Source organism: Ramlibacter sp. (assembly GCF_036383835.1).
GTDB lineage: Bacteria > Pseudomonadota > Gammaproteobacteria > Burkholderiales > Burkholderiaceae_C > Ramlibacter.
Genome location: NZ_DASVNN010000038.1, coordinates 1 through 12,348, shown reverse-complemented (window position 1 = coordinate 12,348; position 12,348 = coordinate 1). Strand labels below are relative to the sequence as shown.

The following is a 12,348-nucleotide window of genomic DNA, read 5'->3' as shown; positions in this document are numbered from 1 at the left end:
TGGATCCCCGCCTGCGCGGGGATGACGAATTCCTACTTCTTCATGAACCGCGCCACCATCTCGATCACGCTGTCGCGGCGGTGGGCGGTGTACGCGGGGGAGGTCATGTCGAGCTTGAACAGCACGCCGAAGGTGTGCTGGTTCGACACGTTGAAGAAGCTCAGGGCCGAGATCGAGGCGTGGATGTCGACGGGATCCAGCCCGGCGCGGAACACGCCGGTCTTCACGCCGCGCTCGTACAGGTTCTTGATCGCGGCGATCGCCGGCACGTTCAGTTCCTGGATGTGGCTCGACTGCTTGATGTACAGGCCGCGGTTGATGTTCTCGCTCATCACGAGACGGATGAAGTTCTCGTGGTGCAGGTGGTGGTCGAAGGTGAAGGCCACCAGGCGGCGCAGGGCCTGCTCGGGCTCGAGATCCTGCAGGTGCAGTTCGGCCTCGATGTCGCGCACGCGGCGGTACGACTCTTCCAGCACGGCGAGGTACAGGCCTTCCTTGCTGCCGAAGTAGTAATAGATCATCCGCTTGCTGGTCTGCGTGAGCGCGGCGATCTCGTCGATGCGCGCGCCGGCCAGCCCCTTCTCCCCGAACTCCGCCGCCGCCACCTCGAGGATGTTGGCCTTGGTGCGCTCCGGGTCGTTGGTGCGCGTCGTCTCCTTCGCGGAGCTGCGGGCGGGGGCCGCCGAGCGCTTCGCGTGTACTAGTTCGTTCATTTTGGGGAGTATAGGGGCCATCATCGCCGCGCCCAAACTGCGGCGGGGCGGGTGCTTCGTCCCCCTTCGGTCCCCTGTAGGGTGGGCAGCTTTGCTGCCCACCGTTTCGGCCGTCATGGTGGGCAAGCGGAGCTTGCCCACCCTACGCGTACGACCCGAGACTCAGCCGGTATCTGCCGGCGGCGCCGAGGCGAGCGTCTGCACCAGGTGCGTGAGCCGGTGCGAGGCTTCGGCGGTGCCCCAACGCCGCTGCCAGCGCAGGAGATCGACGAAGGCGTTGCCGCCCAGCGCGCGCACCGCGATCTTCACGCTCTCGTACAGCGCGTCGTCCAGCAGTTCGCCCGGCACGCAGCGCACCGCCATGAAAGGGACGCGGGTGAGTCCGTGCGTTGCCTTCAGGTGGCGCAGCAGGTCGTACATGCGGCCTTCGTCGAAGTGGCAGCCGCAGACCACGAGCGCGGGGGCCGGATCGAGCGCCTTCTTCGCATCCTCGAAGCTCGCCGCATACACCAGCTCGAAGCTGCTGCTCAGCGCGGCGCGGAACGCGGCATGGGCTTCCGCGCTGTCCGCGACGAGGATGCGTGGGCCGGTCGACATGTGACGCGCAGTGTAATGTCGTGCAACCCTTTCGGCGAACCGGGACCGCATAGGTCATGTGCCTATTCGGGGCTACGGCAGAGCCTGAACGTTTCGCGTCCCGATGAGTCAAACCGGACGAGCTCGCGAGTAGTCCAGCACCTACCCGCCCTGCCTCGGCGGGACGACACCGCAGCGGCTGGGGCGGCCCTACACAGGAAAGAGAGTCGCGCGACGAAAAGGAGAAACCATGCATACCGCCATCTGTACCTTCGACAACCCGGCCGACGCACGGAAGGCGGTCGACCGCCTCCTGTCCTCCGGCTACGACCGCAACGACGTGCACCTGGAGTACCGGCATGCAGACGGCACGCCCATGGACAGCACCGAACCCGAACGCGTGAAGGCGCGCGGCGAGTCCGGCGTGCTGATGCACGGCGAGCCCTCGGCGCCCGGCCAGGGCACGGACAACTGGGACAGCCTGGAGCGCGAAGTGGCGATGGACAGCAGCCGCCTGCGGCGCCTGGGCCACTTCTTCGGCCGCCTGTTCGGCCGCGACGAAGGCGCCGAGACCGCCGCCGGCACCTACTCGCGCGCCGTGGAGCGCGGCCACTGCGTGGTGATGGTCGACGCGCACAGCGAGGAAGAAGCCGAACGCGCCCAGCAGATGCTGCACGGCATGGAAGCGCGCGACCTCACGCGTGTGCACCGCGCCGGCCAGCCGCCGCTGCGCGACGTGGTCGCCGAGCGCCAGGCCATGGGCACCAGCCCGATGGAGGAAACCTTCGGCACCGCACGCGGCGACATGGGCGAGAGCCACGACATGGACATGCGCCAGCAGCGGGACATCCCCATGGAGCGCGAGGTCGCCGCGGAAAGCGAGCGCGCCATCGCCTCGCAGGGCTGGGGCGAGCAGCGCCGGCTCGACGTGGTGGAAGGCAACAAGCCGATCGCCTCGCCCGACATCCCGGCGGCGCACGAGCCCACCGACAAGCCGCGGTAAGGCGCCTCGTCCCCCGGTCCGACGCCCGCCCCCCGGCGGGCGTTTTCGTTCCCGGTTCACAATGGCGGCTGCCTACCGAGACCCGACATGCCCCTGAACTTCGCCACCCGCCTCGACAACGTAGAAACCTCCGCCATCCGCGAGCTGTTCAAGCTCCTGGGCAAGCCCGGCATCATCAGCTTCGCCGGCGGCTTCCCGGACAGCGCCATGTTCGACGTGGAAGGCCTGCGCGAAGCTTCGCAGCGCGCGCTGCAGGAAGAGCCCGGTGGCGCGCTGCAGTACGGCGCCACCGAAGGCTACGAGCCGCTGCGCACGCAGTTGGCCGCCTTCGAGCGCGCCAAGGGCGTGACCGACATCGAGCCGCACAACCTGATCGTCACCACCGGCAGCCAGCAGGCGCTGGACCTCCTGGGCAAGACGATGATCAGCGAAGGCGACAAGGTGATCGTCGAAGGCCCGACCTTCCTCGCCACCATCCAGTGCTTCCGCCTCTATGGCGCCGACCTCGTGAGCGCGCCGATCGACGCGCATGGCGTGCAGGTCGACCGGCTGGAACAGCTGATCGTGCAGCACAAGCCGAAGTTCGTGTACCTGATCCCCACCTTCGGCAACCCGAGCGGCGCGCTGCTGTCGCTGGAACGCCGCCGCAAGATCCTCGAACTGGCGGTGAAGCACCAGGTGCTGATCGTGGAAGACGATCCCTACGGCGATCTGTACTTCGGCGAGCCGCCGCCCCCGAGCATGCTGGCGCTGTCCAGGGAAGTGCCGGGCAGCCGCGAATGGATCGCGCACTGCGGCAGCATGAGCAAGGTGCTGAGCCCGGGCCTGCGCGTGGGCTGGCTGGTGGCGCAGCCGGAGCTGCTGGCCAAGGCGACGATGTGCAAGCAGTTCAGCGACGCGCACACCAGCACCTTCGCGCAGGCGACGGCGGCGCAATACTTGAAGAGCGGGCGCATGCCGGAGACGCTGCGCAACGTGCGGCAGAAGTACGGCGAGCGCGCCAGCGTGATGGCCGAGGCGCTGACGAAGGAGCTGGGCGACGCGATCGAGTTCACGGCGCCGGAGGGGGGCTTGTTCTTCTGGGCGCGGTTGACGGCTCCGGGCGCGAACGCCGGCGAGTTCGCCAAGCGCGCGATCGAGCAGAACGTGGCGTTCGTGCCGGGTGCGCCGTTCTTCGCGAAGGATCCGGATCCGGCGACGTTCCGATTGAGTTTTGCGACGGCGGATGTGGAGAAGATCAGGGAGGGCGCGAAGCGCCTGGGCCGCGCGCTCTAGGGGCATCACCGCGGGCCCGATGGTTTAGTCCCGCACTGCGTGGCTTCCGTCACGCAGCGATGTTGCGTCGTCGCCGAAACAATACTTCCGGGTGCTCAACGAAACGGGAACCCTCCGCTACATTCGCCCGCGGAGGAACCCATGACAACAAAGACCGCGCGGCTGATCGTCGCAGCCGTCCTCGCCTGCGCCGCCGCGATTCCCGTGGCGCGCGCCGAGGAAAAGGCCGAACACCCTTATATCGAAAAGCTTCGGCACGCAACGTACGACGTCGCAAGCGACGGCCGCTACACCGAGACCGTGGTGCACCGCTACCAGGTGCTGCAGGAAAGCATGGTCGAGCGGTACAAGATGTACTCGATCTCGTACAGCACCAGCATCCAGTCGGGCGAGATCCTCGAGGCGTTCACCCTGAAGAAGGACGGCCGCCAGATTCCCGTGCCGCCCGGCAACTACCAGGTTCGCACCAGCGAAGGACGCAACAAGGCGGGCCCGATGTTCTCGGACTACACCAGCGTCTCGGTGGTGTTTCCCGAACTCGCCGCCGGCGATTCGGTCCAGATTCGTTACCGCATCGCCGCCAAGGAGCCGATGTTCCCCGGCCAGTTCTCGCTGGGCACCAGCTTCTCGCCGTTCGGCCTCTACGAGGACGTGCGCTTCACCGTGCGTGCGCCCCGCGACATGAAGCTGAAGAGCGAGGCCCATTTCTTCGAGGCCGTGCCCGTCAAGGCGGAAGGCGACAGCAACGTCTTCGAATGGCGTTACGCCAACCTGAAGCCGCGCCGCTACCAGGAAGAAGACGAGGGCATCTGGACGCAGCAGGAAGTCCCCAGCGTGCTGGTGTCCACCTTCGAGAACTACGAGGCGATCGCCAAGGCCTACGGCGACCGCGCACTGCCCAAGGCGCAGCCGACGCCGCGCATCCGTGACCTGGTGCGTCAAGCGCTCGGCTCCGAGACGCGGCCGCGCGAGAAGGCGCGCGTCCTGTACGAATGGGTGTCGCGCAATATCACCTATGGCGGCAACTGCATCGGGCTCGGGGCGGTGGTGCCGCGGGACCTCGACGTGGTGCTGGACAACAAGATGGGTGACTGCAAGGACCACGCGACGCTGCTGCAGGCGATGCTTGCGGCCGCAGGCGTGCGCAGCGAGCAGGTGCTGATCAACGCGGGCAGCAAGTACGATCTCGCGCCCACGCCGGTGGCGTCGCTCGTCAACCACGTGATGAACTACCTGCCCGAGTTCGACCTCTACGTGGACGCCACGGCCAAGGACATTCCCTTCGGCTACCTGCCCGGCGATTCCTATTCGAAGCCGGTCATCCACGTCGGGGCGGCCAAGGCCCTGGCCCGTACGCCGGCCGAACAGCCGGGGCAGGCGCAGCAGAAGCTGCACATGACCCTGAAGGTTGCGCCGAACGGCACGGCGACCGGCACGATGCGCGTGTCGTTGAAGGGCCTCGCGGCAGCCTACGTGCGCGCCGGCCACCGCGACATGACGGCCGAAGCGGAGCGCGAGTTCGTCAAGCGCGAGCTGTCCTCCTACCGGTTCCGCGGCACGGGCAGCCTGGAAAAGGGCGACACGCGGGAGCTGGGCGACAGCTACGAGTACGCGATGAAGTTCGAGATCGACAACTACCTGCGAAGCGGAAGCACCGGCAGCCTGTCCTTCTACCCGGTCATGGCTTCCCCGATGCCGGTGAGCAACTTCTGGGATGCGGAGGACCGCGTCACCGCCACGCGGCCGACGCGCTGCCACGGTTTCTCGTCCGCGGAAACGTACGACATCCAGCTGCCGCCGGGCCTGTCCTTGATCTCGATGCCCGAAGCGGCCAAGTTGCGGGGCAGCCTCCTCGACTACACCGCGAGCTACGAGCAAAAGGGAACGGCCGTCACGGTCAAGCGTGAAGTGAAGGACAAGACCTCGCAGGGCATCTGCTCGCCGGAGGTGATGCGCGACTTCAACAAGCAGGCCGCGGCGATCGGCGAGAACCTGCGAACGCAGGTCCTGTACAAGCGCAAGCCGAAGTGAGGCTGACGCAGGAGGCGCGGGTCACATCGTCCCGCGCCCACCCTGCGGCTCTCGCTCCAGCATGGTCCCGCGGGAACGCTCGGCATGTAGGCACGCGCCGACGAGCCCGAGCATTCACGCGCGAGATGCCGAGCTTGAACATGCAGCGGGCGCGAAGCATCCTTCAGGTTTCGACCGAAGGGAGGTTCGCATGCGGCTCGCCTCTTCCAGCATCGTCGCCGGCCGGATCCAGCAGGTGCACGCCTGCCGGCCCAAGGGCGGCACCGACCAGACTCCCCACCTCGACATCCAGGAGATTCCCAGCGAAGGGCGTTACCTCGCGGTCGTCGCCGACGATCCCGATGCGATGAAGCCCGCCGGCAAGGTGTGGGTGCACTGGAACGTGTTCAACGTGCCCGCCGTCGACCGGCGCATGGAAGTGGCTGCAGGCCAGTCCCTGTCGGGCGAGACCGGCACGACGTCCGGCCATGCAACGGGCGGCTACGAAGGCCCGTGTCCGCCCGACGGCGAGCACACCTACCGCATCGCGGTGTTCGCGCTGCAGGACAGGGTGAAGATCGACACGCGGGCCGAGTGGACCATCGAGGCCTTCGAGACGGCGTACGGCAGGCAGATCGTGGCGAAGGCGCTGGTCACCGGCAAGTTCGGGCCGTGAGCCTGCGGCCTCGGCCGAATGACGGTTAGCATGGCGGCGGGAAGGAAGCATGAACAACCAAGCCGCCGACGAAGGACGATCCGTCGCCCTGTACTGGGATTTCGAGAACCTGCACGCCAGTCTCTGCGACGAGAAGGAGGCCGGGTCGTACGGCCGCGAGAACCGCTTCAAGCTGCAGGAGCCCCTGGTCGACGTGCAGGCCGTCGTGGAACTCGCGGCCTCGTTCGGGCCGGTCGCCATCAACCGCGCCTACTGCAACTGGCAGTTCTTCGGCCGCTATCGCGAAGCGCTGCTCCAGAATGCCGTGGAACTCGTGCAGCTCTTTCCGCCTGGCGGAGCCGCCAAGAATGGCGCCGACATCCGGCTGTGCCTGGACGCCATGGAGGACGCGGGGCGCTTTCCGCACATCGGGACCGTCGTGATCGTCGGGGGCGACAGCGACTTCATGCCGGTCTCGCACAAGATCAAGGCGGCCGGCCGCACGCTGATCGGCGTGGGGACGCGGAAATCCACCAACAAGCATTGGGCGAAAAGCTGCGACGAGTTCAGGTATTACGAGAGCCTCGTCGAACCGGCGCCGGTGGAGGTCGTGGCTCCGACACCCTCTACCGGGGAGGGTGCGTCCCCTTTGCAAGCGGCCGAGCCTGTATCCGCACCGCACCTGCCATCCGACCTCCTGCGCCGCGCGATCCGGCTGCTGGCGGAGAAGAGGGGAGATGCGTGGGTGAACAAGGGGGAGATCTGGCCGATGATCAAGCGCCTCGACGCCACCTTCAGCCTGGCGGACCACAACTACACGAGCTTTTCGGCCATGGTCAAGTCTCTCGACAAGCTCGTCGAAGCAAGGCCTGGCCCGAACGACCAGCAGATCCGCCTGCGTTGACCCGTCAGGGCGGGCTCGCCAGCAGCCGCAGCAGCTCGCGCTGGAACGCGGGCGCGTCCTCGTACTGCACCCAGTGCCCCGCGCCCGGGATGAACACCAGCTCGCGCAGCGTGGGCGCGGTGGCCAGGCGCTCCTTGAGCAGCGGCAGCGTGTCGCGATAGAGCGCGTCCTCCTCGCCGTAGATCGCGTCGAGGCGGCAGCGGATTTCGGGCAGCTTCTGCAGCAGGATGTCGGTCAGGGCGAGCTTGCGCCTGTGCATGCGATCGTGGGGCACGTTGGCGGCCTGCAGTGCGACCGCGAGATCGTCGATCGCGTCCTCGCGGGACAGCATCAGCGTGGCCAGGTTGCTCCGGTGCGCCGCGAGCTGGCCCTCGCGCGTGGGCTGCTCGCGCCACGAGGTCAGCGGCAGGCGGCGGCTGCGCAGGCCCAGGCCCGGCGCGCCGACGATCACGAGACGCCGCACGCGTTCGGGATGCGCGGCGGCCATCAGCGCGCCGCACAGGCCGCCGAAGGAGAAGCCCGCCACGTCCACCGGCGCTTCGCCGAGCAGATCGCGGATGCCTTCGGCGACCACGGGCGCCACGAAGTCGGCGTCCTGTCCGCCCGAGGGCCGCGCGGAATCGCCGAAGCCGGGCAGGTCGGGCACCACCACGCGGCGGCCCGCCTCGGCGAGCGCCTCCACGTTGCGGATCCAGTGCGTCCAGCTGCCGCTGCCGCCGTGCAGCAGCACCAGCGGCTCGCCTTCGCCCCAGGTGTGCCAGACGACGTCGCCCTCGCCCGACGGCGTCGTGAAGCGCTTCGAGCGCGAGAGGATGCGCAGGGCGGCGTGCGGGAGGTCGGCTTCGAGCGGAGGGAGGGGGGCGGGGGACTGCATGGCCCGATTGTCCTGGAATGGTGGGCAAGCGGCGCTTGCCCACCCTACGGGGTCACGGGGGGAGCGCATTCCTGCGTAGGGTGGGCAAGCTTCGCTTGCCCACCATCTCCCCTCACAGGATGTCGTTCAGCAGGTAAGCCGCGTTGTCCTTCAGCTTGTGGATGACGCCCCGCTTGCGCCACTCCTCCAGCTTCACCTCCGTCGCGCGCGGCAGGTACTTCTCGAAGATCGCGTCGAAGCGCTGCGCGATGCCGCGATCCAGGATGCTGAGCGTGATCTCGTCGTTGGTGTCGAAGGAGCGGTCGTCGAAGTTGGTGGAGCCCACGGCGCTCCAGCAGCCGTCCACCGTCATGAGCTTCTGGTGCAGCAGCGTGTGCGGGTACTCGAACAGGCGCACGCCCGATTTCAGCAGCGTCTCGAAGTGCCGGTGGCCGGCGTGCTGCACCATCGGCGCGTCCGACCCGCTGGTCGCGGGCATCAGCACGCGCACGTCCACGCCGCGCTTCACCGCGGAAGCGAATGCTTCGATCGCCTCGCGCTTCGGGATGAAGTAGGGGTTCTGGATCCAGATGCGCTCGCGCGCGAGGCACAGCACCGTGTGGTGCAGGATCTTCACGGCGGGCGCGGAGTTCTCCGGCTTCACGAAGGTCGCATGGATGGTGATGTCGCCGACGCGTTGCAGCACCGGGAAGTAGGCGTCGCCCACGAACAGCTCGCCCGTCTCGCCGGCCCAGTTCTCGCTGAAGGCGCCCTGCAGGCTGTGCACGATCGGGCCGTGCACCCACACACTCACGTCGGAAAAGTGCTCATGGTCCTCGGCGTTGCCCAGCCATTCGTCCGTGATGCAGTGGCCGCCGACGAAGGCCTCCAGCCCGTCGATCACGACGATCTTGCGGTGGTCGCGGTCGTTCAGCACGCCCAGGGTGTAGAGCGACTTCTTGTGGAAGAACTTCACCTTGCAGCCGGCCTCGCGCATGCGCGCGACGCGATCCTGCTCGATCTTCTTGCCGCCCTGCGCATCGAGCAGCACGCGCACCGGCACGCCGGCGCGGGCGCGGTCGACGAGCGCTTCGTACACGCGGTCGGAGAGCTTGCCGGGCTTCCACAGGAAGGTCTCGAAATGCACGGAATGGCGCGCGGCCCGGATGCGATCGACGAGCACGTCGTAGAAGGCGCCGTTCTCCAGGATGTCGACGCTGTTGCCTTCGACCGCGGTGCTGAGCGTCAGCCCCGACAGCGAGGGCATGAGCTGGTCGATGCCGCACTCCGCCTGCACCTGCAGGACCGGGCTGCGGTGGCGCCGGATCGACCAGATCACGACGAACAGCGCGACGATCAGTGCCAGGGACAGCCAGGGCCAGACCCGGAATTCGAGGAATTGGAACATGGGGTGTGGGGGCGAGCCGCGAAGCTCTGCCTTGCGGGACTGGGCCGCATTGTGGTCGGGCGGCGCGAACCGGTGGGCTGGCCGTAACGAGGTGTTCGGCCGGGGAGAAGGGCTATGCGCTGATTGCGCCCGCGCCGGCGCGCGTGCGCGGCCTGCGAAGCCACACGGCCAGCGGCCACAGCACCGCCGCGAAGCTGAGGAAGGCGAGCACCGCGGCCACGGGGCGGCCGAAGAAAGGCAGCAGGCTGCCGTCGGACTTGATCAGCGACGTCACGAAGCTCTGCTCGACCATCGTGCCCATGACGGCGCCGAGCACCAGGGCAGCGACCGGGTAGCCGTTCCTGTCCATGAAGTAGCCCACGAGGCCGAAGGTGGCGACGGTGAACACCAGCGCCAGGTTGTTGCCGGTGGCGAAGGAGCCGACGGCGCACAGCAGGATGATCACCGGCATGATCAGCGACCGCGGCACGTACAGCACGTAGCGGGCCGAGCGGATCATCATGATGCCGAGCGGGATCATGATGATGTTCGAGAGCATGAACACGATGTACAGGGCGTACATGCTCGACGCCTTTTCGGTGAACAGCGTCGGCCCGGGGTTCAGCCCCTTCATGTACAGCACGCCGATCGCGATGGCCGTAATGGTGTCGCCGGGAATGCCGAACAGCAGCGACGGCACCCAACCGGAAGCCAGGCTGGCGTTGTTGCTCGCGCCGGCTTCGATCAGCCCCTCGGGGTGGCCGGTGCCGAACTTCTCGGGGGTCTTCGAGAAGCGCTTGGACATCGTATAGCTGATCCAGGCCGCCATGTCGGCGCCGGCGCCCGGCAGCACGCCGATGATGATCCCCACGATGTTGCCGCGCACCTGCTGCTTGGGGTGCGACTTGGTCAGGGCCCACTGGCCCGCGAGGATGCTGCCGAACTTGCGCGGCGGCAGCACCGGCACGTCCTGCGCCTTGTACGCCCGCATCACCTCGGATACCGCGAACACGCCCACCAGCACCGGGATGATCTCGATCCCGCCCAGCAGGTCGGCCAGGCCGAAGGTGAAGCGGGGCGTGCCGGCCGGGTTCTCGATGCCGACGCACGTGATGAGGAGGCCCAGGAACATGGCCGCGATGGCCTTGATGGGCGACGAGCGCGCCACCATCGTGGCGCACATCAGCCCGAGCAGCGCCAGCCAGAAATACTCGAAGGTGGAGAACTGGAAGGCCATTTCGGCCAGCGCCGGCGCCATCGCGATCAGCGAGATCGTGCCGATGATGCCGCCGATGGCCGAGAACCACAGGCAGATGCCGAGCGCCAGTTCGGGCTGGCCCTTCATCGTCATCGCGAAGGCCTCGTCGGTGTACGCGGCCGACGCCGGCGTGCCCGGGATGCGCAGCAGGCAGCCGGGGATGTCGCCCGAGAAGATGGCCATCGCCGAGGCCGCGATGATGGCGGAGACGGCGGCGATGGGCGACATGTAGAAGGTCACCGGCACCAGCAGCGCCGTCGCCATGGTGGCCGAGAGGCCGGGCAGGGCGCCCACGATCAGTCCGTAGATCGACGCGCACAGGATGGTCAGCAGCACGTCGGCCTGCATGACCATGGACAGGCCCTGGAGCAGGTTGTTCACGGGTTCAGGCCCACGGAAATTTCAGCAGCCCCGCCGGCAGCGGCACGCGCAGGAGTTTGTAGAAGACCAGGTGCACGAACGCCGGCGCCACGATGGCCAGCGCCACCGCCCATTTCAGGCGGGCCCCCTGGCTCCACGCGAGCGTGAAGACCATCAGCGACGCCGTGATCCAGAACCCCAGGCGCTCGGAGGCGAAGTAGTAGAAGAAGAGGGCCGCCGGCGGCACCAGCACCTTCCAGCCGCCGTGCAGGAAGGTGGCGATGCGTCCCCGCGCGGGGTCCAGCACGTCGCCGTCGGCCACGTCGCCCGTGGCCGAGGTCACGATCTTTTCGTCTTCCTCGAAGGTGCGCCCGACGCCCAGCAGGATCAGCACGCCGCACGCCACGAGGGCGGCGCCGATGACCATGGGGAACACGTTGGGCCCGACCTGCTGCCCGGGCACCGGCGGCAGCAGCGAACCGCCCCAGTACGCGGCCGCGCCCAGGCCGACCAGCATCGCACCGGTGACCCGGTCGGAGACCTTCACGGGTTCAGGTCGCCAGGCCGGCGGACTTCATCGCGGCGCCCATGGCGGCGTCGGAGGACGCCATGAAGCCTGCGAAGCCGGCGGGGTCGGCCCACTTCACGCCGAAGCCCCGGTTCGCCATGAAGTCGCGGAACTCCTTCGAGTCGTTGACCTTCTTCAGCGACGCGACCAGCCTGGCCGCGATGTCGGGCGGCAGGCCCTTGGGGGCCGCGATGCCGCGCCAGGCGCCGACGGAGTAGTCCACGCCCATCGATTCCTTCAGCGTGGGGACGCTCGCGAACGCCGGGTTGCGCTCCTGGGCCATGATGGCCAGCGAGCGGGCCTTGCCCGCCTCCACCAGCGCGCGCGACTCGGGCAGCGAGCAGGTGACGAGATCGAGCCCGTTGGCCGCGAGGTCCTGCATGGCCGGTCCCGCGCCGTTGGACGGCACCCAGGCCACGTGGTTCGGCTTGAGGCCCATGGCATGCAGCCAGCCCACCAGGGCCAGGTGCCAGATGCCGCCCTGTCCGGTGCCCGAAGCCTTGAACTTGCCGGCGGGCGAGGCCTTGATCGCATCGGCCAGGGCCTTGACGTTCTGGTACGGCGCCGACGCGCTCACGGTGATGCCCGGCGGGTCTTCGTTCATCAGGGCCAGCGGCGTGTAGCTGGCGGGCGTGAGCTCCGTGAGCTTCTGCCAGTGCATCATGGCGATCTCGACGGTCAGCATGCCCAGCGTGTAGCCGTCGGCCGGCGCGGTGGCGATCGCGGAGTGGCCGACCACGCCGGACCCGCCGGTGCGGTTCACCACGTTGAACGGCTGGCCGAGCT

Annotated in this window: 12 protein-coding genes; 5 read left to right on the top strand and 7 right to left on the bottom strand. The window is 68.0% G+C overall.

All coding sequences use genetic code 11. The features are described 5' to 3' along the window. Positions 1-32 precede the first annotated feature (32 nt). Entirely contained in the window at positions 33-713 is a 681-nt protein-coding gene (locus tag VF522_RS06640) for a TetR family transcriptional regulator (protein WP_330907447.1), read from the bottom strand. Positions 714-875: 162 nt separating this feature from the next. Further along, positions 876-1,310 carry a hypothetical protein gene (locus VF522_RS06635; protein ID WP_330907446.1) on the bottom strand — a complete coding sequence of 145 codons (435 nt, stop codon included), beginning with the start codon at positions 1,308-1,310 and terminating at the stop codon, positions 876-878. A 229-nt stretch (positions 1,311-1,539) separates the two neighbouring features. On the opposite strand from VF522_RS06635, the gene VF522_RS06630 reads away from it, so the two are divergent. From VF522_RS06630 to VF522_RS06610, 5 genes are all read left to right on the top strand, one after another. Continuing rightward, a complete protein-coding gene (locus VF522_RS06630) occupies positions 1,540-2,292 on the top strand; it encodes a hypothetical protein (protein WP_330907445.1) in 753 nt (250 codons plus the stop codon). 93 nt (positions 2,293-2,385) lie between these two features. Next, the gene (locus VF522_RS06625; protein ID WP_330907448.1) at positions 2,386-3,567 is read left to right on the top strand and encodes a PLP-dependent aminotransferase family protein; all 1,182 of its coding nucleotides are present in this window, start codon (positions 2,386-2,388) and stop codon (positions 3,565-3,567) included. 141 nt (positions 3,568-3,708) lie between these two features. After that, positions 3,709-5,598 carry a DUF3857 and transglutaminase domain-containing protein gene (locus tag VF522_RS06620; RefSeq protein ID WP_330907444.1) on the top strand — a complete coding sequence of 630 codons (1,890 nt, stop codon included), beginning with the start codon at positions 3,709-3,711 and terminating at the stop codon, positions 5,596-5,598. Between the two features lie 190 nt (positions 5,599-5,788). Next, a complete protein-coding gene (locus tag VF522_RS06615) occupies positions 5,789-6,253 on the top strand; it encodes a YbhB/YbcL family Raf kinase inhibitor-like protein (RefSeq protein WP_330907443.1) in 465 nt (154 codons plus the stop codon). A gap of 49 nt (positions 6,254-6,302) precedes the next feature. Further along, positions 6,303-7,136 carry an NYN domain-containing protein gene (locus tag VF522_RS06610; protein WP_330907442.1) on the top strand — a complete coding sequence of 278 codons (834 nt, stop codon included), beginning with the start codon at positions 6,303-6,305 and terminating at the stop codon, positions 7,134-7,136. Positions 7,137-7,140: 4 nt separating this feature from the next. Here VF522_RS06610 and VF522_RS06605 read toward each other — a convergent pair whose 3' ends face one another. The 5 genes from VF522_RS06605 to VF522_RS06585 form a co-directional block, all read right to left on the bottom strand. Beyond that, the gene (locus VF522_RS06605) at positions 7,141-8,010 is read right to left on the bottom strand and encodes an alpha/beta hydrolase (RefSeq protein WP_330907441.1); all 870 of its coding nucleotides are present in this window, start codon (positions 8,008-8,010) and stop codon (positions 7,141-7,143) included. A 112-nt stretch (positions 8,011-8,122) separates the two neighbouring features. After that, complete coding sequence (locus VF522_RS06600; RefSeq protein ID WP_330907440.1) at positions 8,123-9,397, bottom strand: phospholipase D-like domain-containing protein; 1,275 nt, start codon at positions 9,395-9,397, stop codon at positions 8,123-8,125. A 112-nt stretch (positions 9,398-9,509) separates the two neighbouring features. Next, on the bottom strand, positions 9,510-11,015 hold the full coding sequence (locus VF522_RS06595) for a tripartite tricarboxylate transporter permease (protein ID WP_330907439.1): 1,506 nt from the start codon (positions 11,013-11,015) through the stop codon (positions 9,510-9,512). Between the two features lie 4 nt (positions 11,016-11,019). Beyond that, positions 11,020-11,541 (bottom strand): tripartite tricarboxylate transporter TctB family protein, encoded by a 522-nt coding sequence (locus VF522_RS06590; RefSeq protein WP_330907438.1) that lies wholly within the window; start codon positions 11,539-11,541, stop codon positions 11,020-11,022. A 4-nt stretch (positions 11,542-11,545) separates the two neighbouring features. Continuing rightward, positions 11,546-12,348, bottom strand: an 803-nt coding sequence (locus VF522_RS06585) for a tripartite tricarboxylate transporter substrate binding protein (RefSeq protein WP_330907437.1), incomplete at its 5' end; no start/stop codon positions are given.